Here is a 16396-nt window from a genome sequence, read left to right as displayed (position 1 = left end):
CGAAGACGCTCCCTCGCCGTTCCTCGGTTCTCGGTCCCGGGCGGCCGGTCCGTCCCGCCCGTCGACCGCCGCCCTGATGTCTGACACGGTGTCAGGTGGTCAGGAGTTCAGGTAGGTCAGCACCGCCAGCACCCGCCGGTGGTCCCCGTCGCTGGGTGACAGCCCGAGCTTCAGGAAGATGTTGCTGACGTGCTTCTCCACGGCCCCGTCGCTGACGACGAGCTGCCGCGCGACCGCCGAATTGGTGCGCCCCTCGGCCATGAGCCCCAGAACCTCCCGCTCGCGGGGCGTGAGGTTGGCGAGCACGTCCTGCTTACGGCTGCGTCCCAGCAGCTGAGCGACCACCTCGGGGTCGAGGGCGGTGCCGCCCTCGGCCACCCGCACCACCGCGTCCACGAACTCACGCACCTCCGCGACCCGGTCCTTGAGCAGGTACCCCACCCCGCGGCTGGACCCGGCCAGCAACTCGGTGGCGTACCGCTCCTCCACGTACTGCGACAGTACGAGTACCCCGAGTCCGGGATGTGCCTTGCGCAGTTGTACGGCGGCTCGCACGCCCTCGTCCGTATGCGTGGGAGGCATCCGTACATCGGCGACGACCACGTCGGGCAGCTCGCCCTGGTCGTCCAGCTCGCCGATGGTCTTGATCAGCGCCTCCCCGTCGCCCACACCGGCCACGACGTCGTGCCCGCGGTCGGTCAGCAACCGGGTCAGGCCCTCCCTCAGCAGCACTGAATCCTCGGCGATGACCACCCGCACCCTGTCCTCCACGACTCTCGGCCCCCCAGCCCACTGCCTGCCCACTCGCTGGACAAGTCCAGCATTCCAGCATTCGGATGCGGGCGGGCGCGGGCAACGGGAATAGGGCGGAAGAATCCGAACAAAGAGCCGAGAACGGGGCGTGATGCTCGAGATCCGGCCATGTTTTGCCGTGGGGGAGGCCCTGGGGCATGAGAAAGGGCGGTGGGGCGACAACACCCCCGCCGCCCCACCGCCCCTCACACCGCCCCCGTCACACCCGCTCGCTCCGCCAGGGCAGCTCCGCCGTCACCCGGGTGGGCCCCCCGGCCGGTGAGTCGACCACCAGGATTCCGTCCACCGCGTCCAGCCGTTCCGCGAGGCCCGTGAGCCCGGTCCCGGAGGACACCTCGGCCCCGCCCACTCCGTTGTCCACGACCTGCAGCATGAGCCGGTTCTCCACCCGCCACACGTCCACCGCGGCGAACGTCGCCCGGGAGTGCTTGCTGATGTTCTGCAGCAGCTCGGACACCGTGAAGTACGCGATCCCCTCGATCGCCGGCGCCGGCCGGGCCGGCAGATCCACCTCCACCTGCACCGGAACCGTGCACCGGGAGGCCACCGCCGACAGCGCCGCGTCCAGCCCCCGGTCGGTCAGCACCGCCGGATGGATCCCCCGCGCCAGATCCCGCAGTTCCTGGAGCGCCGTCTTCACCTCGCCGTGCGCCTCGTCCACCATCCGCGCCGCCGCCGCGGGGTCCTCCGTGAGCTTCTCCTTGGCCAGCCCCAGATCCATGGCCAGAGCAACCAGCCGGGCCTGCGCACCGTCGTGCAGATCCCGCTCGATCCGCCGCAGATCGGCCGCGGCCGTGTCGACCACGACCCCCCGGTCCGACTCCAGCTCCACCACCCGCGCCGACAGCCGGGTCGGCCCGAGCAATCCGTGCACCATCACCCGGTCCACCGTCGTCAGCGCCCGCACGATCCACGGCGTGGCCAGCGTGAACAACAGCCCCACCAGCGCGGTCACACCGATCTCGAACGGGTTGTCCAGGTAGATGTGGTGGGTCTGGTCACCGTAGAGCTGCAGGCCGTCCTGACCGACGTACGCAGGGAAGACCCAGAACCACAGCGGATACGTCAGCAGCGCCCAGCCGTACACCCAGAAGTTCACCGAGACGACGAACGAGAACAGCGCCCACGGCAGGTGCAGCACCGAGTACAGCAGCGTCCGCCACGACGTCCCGCTCTTCAGGACCGCCCCGATCCACGCCATGAACCCGGACTTCCGCATCCTGAGCGGCTCCGGATCGCCGACCTCCAGACCCAGCAGCCCCCGAGCCCGCGCCCGCTCCAGCGCCCCGAGACCCCGGCACCCGGCGAGCCCGGCCGCGAAGACCGGAATCCCGAGGAAGGTCACGAGGAGGCCCGCGCCGAGCGAGATCATCGTGACGGCGTACGTGAACATCAGGACGCTGATCGGCAGGCTCAGCAGCACATAGCCGAACTCCCGCCAGGTCCGCCCCTCGAACGGCGCCCGCAGCCCGGCCGGCACCCGGTGCCGCCGTACCGTCTCGGGGAACCCGAGCCCACTGTCGTACCCGTAGTCCGTGGCCATCGACGTCGTCCTTCTTCTCTCGTCCCGCGCCCGTGGTGTCGTACCTCCACCCTGCTGGACCGCAGCTCAACGGACCATGGAGGCCGTCGGCGTCTCGGAAGGGGGGTTTTCCCCACCCCTGGCCCTGCTGCTACGACCTCTCCGGGACCCGGTCCCGCCACGGCAGCTCCGCCGTGACGACCGTCGGGCCGCCCGGCGGGGAGTCGATCACGAACAGACCGTCGACCGCGCCGAGGCGCTCAGCGAGTCCGCGCATACCGGTGCCGCCGTCGAGCCGGGCGCCGCCGCGGCCGTCGTCCCGCACCTGGATGAGCAGCCGGTTCTCCGACCGCCACACGTCCACCGACGCCGACCGCGCCCCACTGTGCTTGCTGATGTTCTGCAGCAGCTCGGACACGGTGAAGTAGGCGATCCCCTCGATGGCCTGGACCGGCCGCGCGTCGAGGTCGGCGGTCACCTTCACCGGGACCGTGCAGCGCGAGGCGACCGAGGAGAGGGCGGCGTCGAGCCCGCGGTCCGTCAGTACGGCGGGATGGATGCCCCGCGCCAGATCCCGCAGCTCCTGGAGCGCCAGTTTCACCTCGCCGTGCGCCTCCGCGACCATCGCCTGCGCGTACTCCGGGTCCTCCAGGAGCTTCTCCTTCGCGAGACCGAGCCCCATGGCCAGGTTGACCAGCCGGGCCTGCGCCCCGTCGTGCAGATCGCGCTCGATGCGCCGCAGGTCGGACGCGGCCGCGTCCACCACGACCCCCCGGTCCGACTCCAGTTCCGCGATACGGCGTTCCAGCTCGTCGGAGGGCGACAGCAGACCGCGCACCATCGCCCGGTCGACGTTGGCCAGGCCCCGCGCGATGAACGGCAGCACCGGCCACAGCACGAACAACGAGGTCAGCGTGATGGTGAAGGTGAGCACTCCCCAGGGCAGCCGGATGAAGTCGTACAGCACCGTCCGCCAGCCCACGGGGTCCTTCACCCCCATCCACAGCTGGGCGAAGAAGCCGGAGCCGCCGTTCTTGGTGCGCCACGGCAGGGGGCTCGGTTCGTCCACCCGCACCCCGAGCAGTGCCCGGGCGCGCGCACGTTCCAGCTTGCCCAGCTGCCGCGCGCCCAGCAGACCGGCCGCGAGCAGCGGGAACCCGATCACGGTGACGGTCAGCCAGAAGCCGGTGAAGAGCACCGTCACGACGTAGACGAAACCGAGAATGGACACCGGGAGATTCGCCAGGAGATGCGCGATCTCCTTCCAGGTGTGCGCGTCGAAGGCGAAACGGGCCGGCGGCGGCCGGCCGTCGTCGGTTCCGCGGTCTCTGCCGGTGGTCACGGCACGGCTCGGGGACGATTGGCGTTCGGTCATATGGGCTAGCGTGCCGCGCGCGACCGCCGTGCGCCATGAGGCGGACCGCCGCGGCTTGCTGGGGAAAACCCCACCTCGGCCTTTCGGACGGCTTCCTCGGGTGACGGGCTGCTTACCGTCCCTTTATCAGGGCCTAGACTCCCGTGCGTACAGATCGTCGAACAGTGGTGTTCAGCGTGGCCTCCGGGGCCAGCGTGTGCACAGGGAGCGAGGGACGGACGTGCCGGAACCGACCGTCGTCGAGGCAACCGTCGTCGATCCGACCGTCGTCGCGGCGGACTACTTCCAGTCGTACTCGGTCGTCGGACTGCTCGCCGTCGTCGGCGTGCTGTTCGTCGCGGTCGCCTTCGGTGCCGGACGGCTGCTGCGACCGGTGGTCCCCACCCCGGAGAAGCTCCTGACCTACGAGTGCGGAGTCGACCCCGTCGGCGAGGGCTGGGCCCACACCCAGGTCCGCTACTACGTCTACGCCTTCCTCTACGTCATCTTCGCCGTCGACTCGATCTTCCTGTTCCCCTGGGCCACGGTCTTCGCGGCCCCCGGCTACGGCGCGACGACCCTCGTCGAGATGTTCATCTTCCTCGGCTTCCTCGCCGTGGGGTTGCTCTACGCGTACAAGAAGGGTGTCCTGGCATGGACGTGAACCCCGCGGCCGACCGCGTTGCCGGCTCACCGGCCGACTCCGGTGCCACGGAGCCCGTTCTGCTCCCGGAGCCGAAGCGGCTGGGCGCCCTCGCCCGACTCGCCCCCGAGCCGATGAAGGTGATCCTCAACTGGGGCCGCCGGTACTCCCTGTGGGTCTTCAACTTCGGTCTCGCCTGCTGCGCCATCGAGTTCATCGCCGCGTCCATGGCCCGCCACGACTTCATCCGGCTCGGCGTGATCCCCTTCGCCCCGGGCCCGCGCCAGGCCGACCTGATGGTCGTCTCCGGCACCGTCACGGACAAGATGGCGCCCGCGGTGAAGCGCCTGTACGAACAGATGCCGGAGCCGAAGTACGTCATCTCCTTCGGCGCGTGCAGCAACTGCGGGGGCCCGTACTGGGACTCCTACTCCGTCACCAAGGGCGTCGACCAGATCATCCCCGTCGACGTCTACGTCCCCGGCTGCCCGCCCCGCCCCGAGGCCCTGCTCCAGGGAATCCTGAAGCTCCAGGAGAAGATCGCGAGGGAGTCGCTGGAGGAGCGGTACGGGACGCCCGCGCCCCGTCCGTCGACGGCCGCGCTGCAGAGCGGACTGGTCAGGCCGCCGACGCCGACTCCGGTGGCGACTCCGGGTGAGGGGGACGCGCAGTGACCGCCGTCGGCTGGCTTCCCGCCCCCGCCGAGGACCTCTTCGGCCCCGAGGCGACCGCCGAGGAGTCCTACGAGATCCTGACAGTGGACGTCCCGCCCGCGACCTGGCTCACCGCGCTGCGCGTCGCCCGCGACGAACTGGGCTGCACCTACTTCGACTGGCTCAGTGCCGTCGACGAACCCGGCACCGGCTTCCGCGTGGCCGCCCACGTGGCGGCCCTCGCGCCGGTACGACGCCTCCTGCTGCGCACGACGGTCTCCCACGACACTCCGGTGCTGCCCACCGCCGTCGACATCTACGCGGGCGCCGCCTGGCACGAGCGCGAGACCCACGAAATGTTCGGTGTCACCTTCGAGGGCCATCCCTCCCTGGACCACCTCCTGTTGCCGGAGACCTTCGAGGGCCACCCCCTGCGCAAGGACTTCGTCCTGGCCGCCCGCGTCGCCAAGGCCTGGCCCGGCGCCAAGGAACCGGGCGAGTCCGAACACGGCGGCCCCAAACGCCGCCAGATGCTTCCCCCAGGAGTCCCCGACCCGAACGAATGGGGCCCCCTCAAGGGCCAACTCCCCCCGGCCCCCACCCGCCCGACCCGCGGCCCGGCCCGCACACCGGGAGAACGCCCCACCCGCACGCCCGGAGAACGCCCGCCCCGAGCCACGGGCGACCGCCCGGTCCGTCGGGCGCGTTCGGCTGCGGAGGGGTCGGCGAGTCAGGCGGAGGCGTCGGGGGTGCCGGGTGCGGCGGGCGCTGCGGAGGGGGCGGCGAGTCAAGCGGAGACGCCTGCGAACACGGCTGCTGCGGGGGCGGCGGGGGCTGGTCCGCGTCGGGCGCGTTCGGCTGCGGAGGGGGCGGCGAGTCAAGCGAAGCCGTCGGAGGCGCCGGGTACGGCGGGCGCTGCGGCGGCGGCCGGTCCGGGTCGGGTGGGTTCGGCTGCGGAGGGCTCCGCAAGTCAGGCGGAGACCCCCGCGGCGTCGGATGCGGCTGGGTCCGCGGGCGCCGGCGCACGGCGTGCGCGCACCGCGGCCGAGGGCTCGGCGAGCCAGACCGCGCCCGAGGCGACAGAGGACGCTGCCGCAACCTCGCCGACGGCTGGGCCCCGGCGCACACGTACCGCCGCACAGGGCTCGGCCGGCCAGGCGGCACCAGGAACCGACGGCACCGGGGCCGGCGCTGAGGACGGCGCCGGTTCGGCAACCCCGGCCGACGGCACGCCCGAGTCGAAGGCTCCGGCAACGGACTCGTCTGCGTCCTCGCCGGATGCCCCGGTAGTGGGGTCAGCTGCACCCGAGTCGGAGACGCCGGTGCCAGGTATGCCCGCTTCGCCGTCGGAGACCCGGGCGTCCGATGCGCCCACACCTGAGTCCCACGCCTCGGCGTCCGATGCGCCCACAGCGCAGCCTCCGCAGCCTTCGGGAGCGGCGGCGGGCGGTGCCTCGGCCGGGCCCCGTCGGGCGCGTACCGCCTCGGGCGGTTCGGCGAGTCAGAGGCCCAACGCGACCGACTCCGAACCGTCGACCGACGACGCGAGCCCGCGCCCCGCCCCGCCGAAGCCTCCCGCGACTCCTCGCAGTCCGGACGCGCCATGGCACCACGCCCGACCGGCCTTCGACGACCCGGAACCGAAGCGGCCTGCCACACCCGAGGACACCGCACGGACTTCCGAAGGCTCCGAAGACTCCGAAGTACGGGAGGAGCGGACGCCTTCCGGGGAGCCGACCTCCGGGAGGCCCACCACCTCCGAGGAGTCCACGACTGCACAGGGGTCCAAAGCCCCTGAGCGGTCCCAGGCCCCGGAGCAGTCCCGGACCCCTGAGCAGTCTCGGACCCCCGGAAAGTCCCGGACTTCCGAGCGGTCCCGGACTTCCGAAGTTCCCGAGGTCCCCGAAGACCCCCAGCCTTCCGACCGCCCCGAAGACACCGGCCCGAGCCCCGAGGACTCGACCCCGGACAAGCCTTCCACCCCCGACAAGCCCGCAGGAGGCCCGCAGTGAACGACGCTCTCGACGTCGCCCTGCGACTCCTGGTCGTCTTCGTCGTCTTCCTCACCTTCCCCCTGATCATCGGTCAGACCGAGCACAAGGTGATGGCCCACATGCAGGGCCGCCTGGGCCCGATGTACGCCGGCGGTTTCCACGGCTGGGCCCAACTCGTCGCGGACGGCGTGAAGTTCGCCCAGAAGGAAGACGTCGTGCCTGCGGGCGCGGACCGCCGTGTCTTCCAACTCGCCCCCGCCGTCGCCCTCCTGCCCTACCTCCTCGTCCTCCTCGCCATCCCGATCGGCCCCGGCGAGGGCGCCGTCGGCGAGGTCGTCGACGCCGGTGTGTTCTTCGTGCTCGCCGTGATGGGCGTGGGCGTCCTCGGCTCCCTGATGGCCGGCTGGGCCTCCGCCAACAAGTTCTCCCTCCTCGGCGGTCTGCGCACCGCCGCACAGCTCCTCGCCTACGAACTCCCGATGCTCCTCACCGCCGCCTCGGTGGCGATGGCGGCCGGAACCGTCTCCCTCCCCGGCATCCTCGACGCCTTCCAGTGGTGGTGGCTGCCCTGGCAGATCGTCGGTGCCATCGTCTTCTTCGTGGCCGGCCTCGCCGAACTCCAGCGCCCTCCCTTCGACATGCCGGTCGCCGACTCGGAGATCATCTTCGGTGCCTACACCGAGTACACCGGCCTGCGCTTCGCCCTGTTCCTCCTCGCCGAGTACGCCGGAATCGTCGTCCTGTGCGGCCTGACCACCGTCCTCTTCCTGGGCGGCTGGCACGGGCCCTGGGGTGCCGACGGGCTCGGCTGGGTCTGGACCCTGCTCAAGACGGCCGTGCTCGCCTTCGTCGTCATCTGGCTCCGCGTGACATACCCCCGCCTGCGCGAGGACCAGCTTCAGAAGCTCTCCTGGACCCTCCTCGTCCCCCTCTCCCTCGCCCAGATCGCCCTCACCGGCATCGTCAAGGTGGTGATCCAGTAACCATGGCCCCCATTCCTGGCTCGGGTCTGGCCAAGGGCCTGGCCGTCACCCTGCGCACGATGACGAAGAAGACCGTCACCGAGCAGTACCCCGACGCCCAGCCCGACCTCCCGCCCCGTACCCGCGGGGTGATCGGCCTGTTCGAGGAGAACTGCACGGTCTGCATGCTGTGCGCCCGTGAGTGCCCCGACTGGTGCATCTACATCGACTCCCACAAGGAGACGGTCCCGGCTGCGGCCCCTGGTGGCCGCGAACGCAGCCGTAACGTCCTCGACCGCTTCGCCATCGACTTCTCCCTCTGCATGTACTGCGGTATCTGCATCGAGGTGTGTCCTTTCGACGCCCTGTTCTGGTCCCCGGAGTTCGAGTACGCCGAGACCGACATCCGCGAGCTCACCCACGAGCGGGACAAGCTCCGGGAGTGGATGTGGACCGTCCCGGCGCCACCGGCCCTCGACCCCGGTGCCGAGGAACCGAAGGAGATCGGCACCGCCCGCAAGACCGCCGAGAAGCTGGCGGCGGCCCAGGCCGAGCCGACCGCGCCGACCGATCCCCAGGGGGAAGAGTCGTGACCCTCGCTCAGGAGGCGCACGGCTTCCTCTCCCCGACCGGTGTCGAGATCGCGTTCCTCCTCGTCGGCCTGCTCACCTTCGGCGCCGCGATCGTCACCGTCACCACCAAGCAGCTGGTGCACGCCGCCCTGTGGCTGGTGGTGGCCCTCGGTGGCCTCGCCGTCGAATACCTCCTGCTCACCGCGGAGTTCATCGCCTGGGTGCAGGTCCTCATCTATGTGGGTTCCGTCGTCGTCCTCCTTCTGTTCGGTCTGATGCTCACGCGGGCCCCCATCGGCCGCTCCCCGGACGCGGACTCCGGCAACCGCTGGGCCGCCCTCGTCGTGGCCCTCGCCGCAGCGGCCGCTCTGGTCTGGGTGGTCGTCGACGCCTTCCGCACCACCTGGGTCGATCTGGACGGCCCCGCCGCCGGCTCCACCGAGGCCACCGGCGCGAGCCTCTTCCAGAACTGGGTCCTCCCCTTCGAGGCCCTCTCCGTCCTGCTCCTCGCGGCACTGGTCGGCGCGATCGTCCTGTCCCGCAAGGCGAAGGCGGAGTCGAGCTCTCCCCCAGTGAACTCCCGGGCCGTGACCGGTGGTTCCCCATCCGTCCCTGATTCCCGTAATCACCCGATAGGGCGAAAAGGTGCGGTTTCGGGAACCGGGTCGGCCAGGGAAACCGAGGCGGCCAGCGGAACCGCGGCGACCGGCGGAACCGCGGCGACCACCGGAACCGAGTCGGCCAAGGGAATCGGGTCGGCCCAGAGAGCTGAGGCGGCCACGGAAACCGAGTCGGCCAAGGAAATCCAGACGCCCAAGGAAACCGATTCGGCCGAGCAGGAAGGCGCCCGCTGATGCACCTCGCCTATCCCGCCGTACTCTCCGCCCTCCTCTTCTGCACCGGCCTCTACGGCGTCCTCGCCCGCCGCAACGCGATCCTCGTCCTGATGTCGGTCGAGCTGATGCTCAACGCCGTCAACCTGAACCTGGTCGCCTTCGACGTGTGGCTCAGCAGGACCGCCGAGGAGACCCTGCACTCCGGCCAGGCACTCACCCTGTTCACCATCGCCATCGCCGCTGCCGAGATCGGTATCGGCCTCGCGATCGTCCTGGCCGTCCACCGCAACCGCGGCACCGCCGACATCGACAAGCTCCGCGACACGGCCGAGGGCCACGGGCCCGACGACCGCGACGACTCCGACAGCGAAGCCCCTCCGGCCGAACAGGCCGCACGATCCGGGCGGACCGGGAAGGCTGAGGCCACCGCGTGACCACGACCACCCTCGCCCTCCTCGTCCCCCTCCTTCCCTTCCTGGGCGCCGCGGCCGGCCTGCTCCTGGGCCGCACGGCCCCCGGGTTCGTCCGCCCGCTCGCCGTCCTGCCGCCCCTGGCCGCCCTCGCGCTCGCCGCTGTGGTCGCGGTACGCCAAGGCGGCGAGCAGACGTTGAACGCCGCCACCGAGCTCACCCCGACCGGCTCGGTGCCGATCGAACTCGCCCTGCACATCGACGGCTTCGCCGCCCTCGTCGCCGTCCTGGTCGCCTTCGTCGCCACCTGCGTGCAGATCTACTCGACGGGTTACCTGCGCGACGACCCGCGCTACCCCTCGTACGCCGCTCTCGTCTCCCTCTTCACCTCCGCGATGCTGCTCGTCGTCTACTCCGGCGACCTCATCGTGCTGCTGGTCGGCTGGGAGATCATGGGCATCTGCTCGTACTTCCTGGTCGGCCACTACTGGGAGACCCCGGAGGCCCGCGCCGCCTCCCTCAAGGCCTTCCTGGTGACCAAGCTCGGTGACGTCCCCTTCCTGATCGGCCTGTTCGCGCTGGCCACCGACGCCGGCTCCTTCCAGATCACGAAGGTCCTCGACGCCGTCGCACACGGCGGACTCGACCATCCGACCCTGATCGCCCTGCTCCTCCTCGCGGGGGTGGCCGGCAAGTCGGCGCAGTTCCCCCTGCACACCTGGCTCCCCGACGCGATGGCCGGCCCCACACCCGTCTCCGCGCTGATCCACGCCGCGACGATGGTCGCCGCCGGTGTCTACTTCATCGCCCGTCTCCTCCCGGTCTTCGAGGCCTCTCAGGCCGCGATGGTGGTCCTCGCCGTCATGGCCGCCGTCACGATGCTCGGCTCCGGTCTCGCCGCGCTCGCCCAGGACGACATCAAGCGCGTCCTCGCCTACTCGACGATCGGCCAACTCGGCTACATGACCGGCGCCCTCGCCGTCGGTGACCGCGGTGCCGCCGTCTTCCACCTCCTGTCCCACGGCGCCTTCAAGGCGCTGCTGTTCCTCGCGGCAGGCGTGATCATCCACGCCGCCGGCACCAACTCACTGGCCGCCATGTCCCGTATGAAGGACCTGCGCGCCCGGGTCCCGGACGCCTTCTGGACGATGACGGTGGCGCTCCTCGCGCTCGCCGCGATCCCGCCCTTCAGCGGCTTCTTCTCCAAGGAGTCCGTCCTCGGCGCCGCCGAGCACGTGGCCACCGGCCACACCGAACACGCCCCCGGCGCCGCGGGGTGGATCACCCTGGTCGCCGGCCTCCTCACGGCCCTGCTCACCGCCGCGTACGCGACTCGCCTGTGGTTGCTGGCCTTCCAGGGGCGGGGCGCCGAGGCACCCGACCACGGCCGTCAGCCGCTGACGATGAACGTGGTCCTGTGGGTCCTCGCGGCCCCCTCCCTCGCCCTCGGCGCGTTCGCCTACCGTGTGCTGCCCGACTGGTTCGACGGCCGCGACCTCACTCCGACCCTCGCCACGTCCGTCGCAGGCACGGGCGTGGCCCTGATCGGTGGCATCGTCACCTACGCGGCCTGGCGGCACACCAGCGCGGTATCGGCCCGTGTCCCGCTCGGAGCGGTCGCCGCTCACCCCGAGGGCGACGCCGGACTGGTCGAGGCCGAGGCCATCGCCACCCACGAGCCGGCCTACGGAGACGTGGCCTACACGCCCGACCCCGCCGACCCCGGACGGCTGCTGCTCGGCCCGCTGCACCGCCACGCGGCCGTGGGCTTCCACCTGGACGCCCTGTACTCGGCCCTCTTCGTCCGCCCGGTCCAGGCCGGAGCCACCCTCGTGCGGTTCCTGGACCGCGAGGTCGTCGAGACCTACGTACGCGGCGCGGCAGCACTGCCCCGCTGGCTCGGCAGCGCCGTACGACGCGCCCAGACCGGCAATCTCCAGACCTATGTGAGCGCGCTGCTCGCCGGCACCGTCGTCCTCGCGGTCGCCGTCGTCCTCGTCGCCACGGGAGCGTGAGCAGGCGTGATCGATATCAACGAGTCCGTGATGCAGTTCCTTCTGGCGTTCGTCGTGGTCGGCCCCCTCCTCGGCGCCGTCACGGCTCTGCTGCCCGCCCCGCCCGGACTGAAGGGGAAGTCACCCGAGCAGGCCGTACTGCGGCACGGTGTGACCGTCACCGGCGTGATCCTCATCGCCGCGATCGTCCTCGCGCTCGGCTTCGACCACGACCATCCGTCGAAGATGCAGGCCACGACCGACATCAGCTGGATCCCCGCACTCGACGTGCGCATCCACCTCGGCATCGACGGCATCTCCCTCCCCCTTCTGGTCCTGACCGCGCTGCTGACCTTCCTCTGCGCGCTCTACTCCTACTTCAAGATGCCGTCGGGGCCGACCCCGAAGGCCTTCGTCGCGCTGCTGCTCGTCCTGGAGTCCGGCACCCTCGCGACCTTCGCCGTCCTCGATCTGCTGCTGTTCTTCCTCGCGTTCGAGACGGTGCTCATCCCGATGTACTTCCTCATCGCCCGCTGGGGCGGCGCGGACCGCCAGGCCGCCGCCTGGCGTTTCATCCTCTACACACTGCTCGGCTCGGTCGTCATGCTGCTCGGCCTGCTCCTGATCGGGATCAAGGCGGGCACTTTCGACATGGTGGCACTCGCCACTGACAACGGCCGGTCGCTGACCGCATCCGTGCAGGTCATCGCCGTTCTGGCGATCGGGACCGGACTCGCGGTCAAGACCCCGATGTGGCCCCTGCACAGCTGGCTGCCCGACGCCCACACCGCCGCACCGACCGTCGGCTCGGTCCTGCTGGCCGGCGTCCTGCTGAAGATGGGCACGTACGGGTTCGTCCGGATTCTGCTGCCGATCGCGCCCGAAGGCTTCCGGGACTTCGCGCCCTACCTCGCCGCTCTCGCCGTGGTCGGGATCATCTACGGATCACTGGCCTGCCTCGCCCTCGCCAAGCAGGGCGCGAAGGGCGACCTCAAGCGCCTCATCGCCTACTCCTCCGTCGGCCACATGGGCTTCGTCCTGCTCGGCATCGCCACCATGACCCCGACCGGCGTGAACGGCGCCCTGTTCGCCAACATCGCCCACGGCCTCATCACCGGCCTCCTGTTCTTCCTGGTCGGCGCCCTGAAGGACCGCACCGGCACCACCGACCTCGACACCCTGGCCGAGGAGACCGGCGCCGCCCTGTACGGCAAGGCACCGCGCCTCGGCGGCCTCCTGGCCTTCGCAGCGGTCGCCTCGCTCGGCCTGCCCGGCCTCGCCGGGTTCTGGGGCGAGATGCTGGCGCTCTTCGGAGCCTTCAAGCCCGCCGACGACCTCAGCCGCCCCGCCTTCCTCACCTTCATGGCGATCGGCGCGTTCGGCACCCTCCTGACGGCCGCCTACATGCTCGTCGTGGTCCGCCGCGTCTGCATGGGCGCAGTACCCCAGGACGCCCCCCGGCTCGCCGACGTCCATACGTACGAGTTCGCGGCCTGGACGCCGCTCGTCGCCCTCACCGTCGTGGCGGGCCTGTGGCCGAAGGCCCTCCTCGGCCTCACCGACCCGGCCGTCCAGCAGCTCCTCGCAGGAGGCAACCGATGAGCACCCTGGCCGCCATGGCCCAGCCCTTGGCTTCGTCGGCCCAGCCGCTGACCGCGACGGCCGCGAACCTCGTCCAGTCCGTCGACTGGCTCGCGATCGCGCCGCCGACCGTCGTGGCGGTCGTCGGACTCGTCGTCCTCGTCGCCGACCTGTTCGTCGGCGAACAGAGGAAAGCCCTGCTCGGGTGGGTATCGGTCGCGGGCCTGGCCGCCGCGGCGCTTCTGCTGCTGCCCCTCCTGGACGGCGACCGCAGCACCTTCTGCCTGACCGGCGACGACGCCGTCTGCAGCTACACGGCCGACCGCTTCACGCTCGTCATCCAGTTCCTCGTCCTCGGCGGCGCCCTCCTCGCCGCCCTCCTGTCGGTCACCGCCCTCAAGGACGCCGACAAGAGACTCCCCGAGGGGGAGTACTGGTTCCTGCTGCTCTCCTCGGCCGCCGGCGCCGCCCTCCTTCCGGCCTCCCGTGACCTGGCGACCTTGATCGTCGCTCTGGAAGTCGCCTCCCTGCCTGCCTTCGCCCTCGTCGGCATCCGGCCCGGTGACAGGAAGTCCTCCGAGGCGGCACTGAAGTTCTTCCTGTCCTCGGTCACCGCCACCGCGGTCAGCCTCATGGGCATCAGCTTCGTGTACGCCTCCACGGGCACCCTCTACCTCACCCAGGTCGCCGACCGCATCCAGCACGTCGACGGCCAGCTCCACACCCTCGCCCAGACCGGCGTCGTCCTCACCCTCGTCGGCTTCGCCTTCAAGACCGCCGCCGTGCCCTTCCACTTCTGGGTGCCCGACACGTACGTGGGCGCGCCCCTCCCGATCGCCGCCTACTTGTCGGTCGTCGGCAAGGCGGTCGGCTTCTCCGGCCTGATCCTGATCACCGTGGTCGCCCTGCCGTCGTACGCCGACGTCTGGGGCCCCGCCCTCGCCGCGCTCGCCGCCCTCACCATGACCGTCGGCAACGTCGGCGCCCTGCGACAGCAGGCCACGCGCGCGTACAGCGCCGTACGGCTGCTCGCCTGGTCCTCCGTCGGCCAGGCCGGCTATCTCCTCGTCCCGATCGCCGCCGCCGCGTACTCCGACGACGCCGAACGGTCCGTGGGCTCCACCGTCGCCTACGCCCTCATGTACGCCGCCGTGAACCTCGGCGCCTTCGCGGTGGCCGCGCTGGTGGGGCGTACGAGGACCGCGAACCGCATCACCGACTACCGCGGCCTGTACGCGACCAATCCGTTCGCCGCCCTCCTGCTGGCCTTCTTCCTGCTGTGCCTGGCCGGGCTGCCGCCGGGCATCATCGGCCTGTTCGCCAAGGTCACCGTCTTCTCGGCGGCCGTGGACGCGGGCCTCGGCTGGCTCGCCGTGGTCATGGCCGTCAATGTCGTGATCGCACTGTTCTACTACCTTCAGTGGACGACGCTGCTGTTCCGGGCCCCGGAGGGCGAACCCGCCGCGCACCGCGTCCCCGCCCCCGTCACCGCCGCGCTCGTCCTGACCGGCGTCCTCGGCCTCGCCCTCTCGGGCGCGCCCCAACTGGTGCTGCGCTTCACCGACACCGGGCTCTTCTGACCCGGCCCTTCCCGAGCCCGAACCGCCCCTCCCGGACCGTCACCCGGACGGCCCACCTGGGCCTCCGTGCGCACAAGGGAACTAGTGGCCCTCGCCTGGCGTTGAGCAGGACGGGAAGGTCCACTGGACGTGACACCACGGACCGTGGCATCGGAAGACATCGGAGACCAGCAAGCAAAGGGTTCCCCTGCTGCACCACTTGGAGGGCGTACCGTGCACCGCCGGCACAACGGGCTCAGGACCGCAGTCCTTCTCGGGGGACTGTCCGCACTCATCATCGTCATCGGCAGCTTCTTCGGCCGTATGGGGTTGGTCGTGGCCGTCCTGATCGCGCTGGGCACCAACGCGTACGCGTACTGGAACAGCGACAAGCTGGCTCTACGCGCGATGCGCGCTCGCCCGGTGAGCGAGTTCGAGGCACCGGTGCTGTACCGCATGGTCCGCGAACTCTCCACCCAGGCCCGTCAGCCCATGCCGCGCCTGTACATCTCGCCGACCGAGGCGCCCAATGCCTTCGCGACCGGCCGCAACCCGCGCAACGCCGCCGTGTGCTGCACCGACGGCATCCTGCGCATGCTGGACGAGCGCGAACTGCGCGGTGTCATCGGCCACGAGCTCAGTCATGTCTACAACCGCGACATCCTGATCTCGTCGGTCGCCGGTGCCCTGGCCTCTGTGATCATGTTCCTGGTCAACTTCGCCTGGCTGATCCCGATCGGCCGTTCCGACGACGATGACGGCCCGGGCCTTCTCGGCATGCTGATGATCATGATCCTCGGACCGCTGGCGGCCACCGTCATCCAGATGGCCATCAGCCGCTCCAGGGAGTACGAGGCGGACGCGTCCGGCGCCCAGCTCACCGGCGACCCCCTCGCGCTCGCCAGCGCCCTGCGCAAGCTCGAAACGGGCACCAAGCAGCTGCCGTTGCCCCCCGAGCCGCGCATCGAGACCGCGAGCCACATGATGATCGCGAACCCTTTCCGCCCTGGCCAGGGACTGTCCAAGATGTTCTCGACACACCCGCCGATGGCGGAACGCATCGCCCGGCTCGAGAAGATGGCAGGTCGCCCCCAGTGAAAACCATCCTGAACGTCATTTGGCTCGTCCTGAGCGGCTTCTGGCTGTTCCTCGCCTACCTGGTCGCGGGCGTGGTGCTGTGCATCACCATCATCGGCATCCCGTTCGGCATAGCGGCCTTCCGTATCGGCGTCTACGCCCTCTGGCCCTTCGGGTACACCACGGTCGAGCGCCGCGACGCGGGCTCGCCCTCCTGCGTCGGAAACGTGCTGTGGCTGGTCCTCGCCGGCTGGTGGCTGGCCCTGGGCCACATCACCACGGGCCTCGTCCTGTGCATCACGATCATCGGCATCCCGTTCGGCATCGCCAACTTCAAGCTGATCCCCGTGTCCCTGTTCCCTCTGGGCCGCGAAATCGTCCCCTCGGACGAGCCGTTCGCGACCCGCTGACGGACGGGCCGGGGGA

General features: G+C 70.7%; 15 protein-coding genes. 12 read left to right on the top strand and 3 right to left on the bottom strand.

Translation table 11 applies throughout. The features are described from left to right. Positions 1-99: 99 nt before the first annotated feature. The 3 genes from AQI94_RS11340 to AQI94_RS11330 form a co-directional block, all read right to left on the bottom strand. On the bottom strand, positions 100-759 hold the full coding sequence (locus tag AQI94_RS11340; protein WP_031046737.1) for a response regulator transcription factor: 660 nt from the start codon (positions 757-759) through the stop codon (positions 100-102). Positions 760-1012: 253 nt separating this feature from the next. Further along, a complete protein-coding gene (locus tag AQI94_RS11335) occupies positions 1013-2356 on the bottom strand; it encodes a sensor histidine kinase (RefSeq protein ID WP_031046740.1) in 1344 nt (447 codons plus the stop codon). A 130-nt stretch (positions 2357-2486) separates the two neighbouring features. Beyond that, positions 2487-3710 (bottom strand): sensor histidine kinase, encoded by a 1224-nt coding sequence (locus AQI94_RS11330; RefSeq protein ID WP_031046743.1) that lies wholly within the window; start codon positions 3708-3710, stop codon positions 2487-2489. Between the two features lie 220 nt (positions 3711-3930). Between AQI94_RS11330 and AQI94_RS11325 the strand changes: the two genes are divergently transcribed. The 12 genes from AQI94_RS11325 to AQI94_RS11275 all read left to right on the top strand — a co-directional run bounded on the left by AQI94_RS11325 (position 3931) and on the right by AQI94_RS11275 (position 16380). Continuing rightward, on the top strand, positions 3931-4353 hold the full coding sequence (locus AQI94_RS11325) for an NADH-quinone oxidoreductase subunit A (protein WP_031046745.1): 423 nt from the start codon (positions 3931-3933) through the stop codon (positions 4351-4353). Continuing rightward, complete coding sequence (locus AQI94_RS11320; RefSeq protein WP_031046748.1) at positions 4344-5006, top strand: NADH-quinone oxidoreductase subunit B; 663 nt, start codon at positions 4344-4346, stop codon at positions 5004-5006. The genes AQI94_RS11325 and AQI94_RS11320 overlap by 10 nt, the downstream gene beginning before the upstream one ends. Then, a complete protein-coding gene (locus AQI94_RS45285) occupies positions 5003-6997 on the top strand; it encodes an NADH-quinone oxidoreductase subunit C (RefSeq protein ID WP_079062538.1) in 1995 nt (664 codons plus the stop codon). Before AQI94_RS11320 ends, AQI94_RS45285 begins: the two co-directional genes overlap by 4 nt. After that, complete coding sequence (locus tag AQI94_RS11315) at positions 6994-7962, top strand: complex I subunit 1/NuoH family protein (protein ID WP_031048834.1); 969 nt, start codon at positions 6994-6996, stop codon at positions 7960-7962. The genes AQI94_RS45285 and AQI94_RS11315 overlap by 4 nt, the downstream gene beginning before the upstream one ends. Before the next feature lie 2 nt (positions 7963-7964). Next, entirely contained in the window at positions 7965-8534 is a 570-nt protein-coding gene (locus tag AQI94_RS11310) for a NuoI/complex I 23 kDa subunit family protein (protein ID WP_031048836.1), read from the top strand. Next, complete coding sequence (locus AQI94_RS11305; protein WP_225890174.1) at positions 8531-9367, top strand: NADH-quinone oxidoreductase subunit J family protein; 837 nt, start codon at positions 8531-8533, stop codon at positions 9365-9367. The genes AQI94_RS11310 and AQI94_RS11305 overlap by 4 nt, the downstream gene beginning before the upstream one ends. After that, positions 9367-9783, top strand: a complete 417-nt coding sequence (nuoK, locus tag AQI94_RS11300; protein WP_031048840.1) for an NADH-quinone oxidoreductase subunit NuoK — start codon at positions 9367-9369, stop codon at positions 9781-9783. The genes AQI94_RS11305 and nuoK overlap by 1 nt, the downstream gene beginning before the upstream one ends. After that, entirely contained in the window at positions 9780-11774 is a 1995-nt protein-coding gene (locus AQI94_RS11295; RefSeq protein WP_031048842.1) for an NADH-quinone oxidoreductase subunit 5 family protein, read from the top strand. The genes nuoK and AQI94_RS11295 overlap by 4 nt, the downstream gene beginning before the upstream one ends. A gap of 6 nt (positions 11775-11780) precedes the next feature. Further along, positions 11781-13355: an NADH-quinone oxidoreductase subunit M gene (locus AQI94_RS11290; RefSeq protein ID WP_031048845.1), complete on the top strand. Its 1575-nt coding sequence runs from the start codon at positions 11781-11783 to the stop codon at positions 13353-13355. 14 nt (positions 13356-13369) lie between these two features. Continuing rightward, complete coding sequence (locus AQI94_RS11285; protein ID WP_031048847.1) at positions 13370-14914, top strand: NADH-quinone oxidoreductase subunit N; 1545 nt, start codon at positions 13370-13372, stop codon at positions 14912-14914. A 213-nt stretch (positions 14915-15127) separates the two neighbouring features. Then, a complete protein-coding gene (gene htpX / locus AQI94_RS11280) occupies positions 15128-15991 on the top strand; it encodes a zinc metalloprotease HtpX (protein ID WP_031048849.1) in 864 nt (287 codons plus the stop codon). Continuing rightward, positions 15988-16380: a YccF domain-containing protein gene (locus AQI94_RS11275; RefSeq protein WP_031048851.1), complete on the top strand. Its 393-nt coding sequence runs from the start codon at positions 15988-15990 to the stop codon at positions 16378-16380. The genes htpX and AQI94_RS11275 overlap by 4 nt, the downstream gene beginning before the upstream one ends. Positions 16381-16396: the final 16 nt, after the last annotated feature.

Source organism: Streptomyces pseudovenezuelae (genome assembly GCF_001513955.1).
Classification (GTDB): domain Bacteria; phylum Actinomycetota; class Actinomycetes; order Streptomycetales; family Streptomycetaceae; genus Streptomyces; species Streptomyces pseudovenezuelae.
The sequence above is the reverse complement of the archived record's forward strand: the minus strand, read 5'-3'. Positions and strand labels throughout refer to the sequence as shown.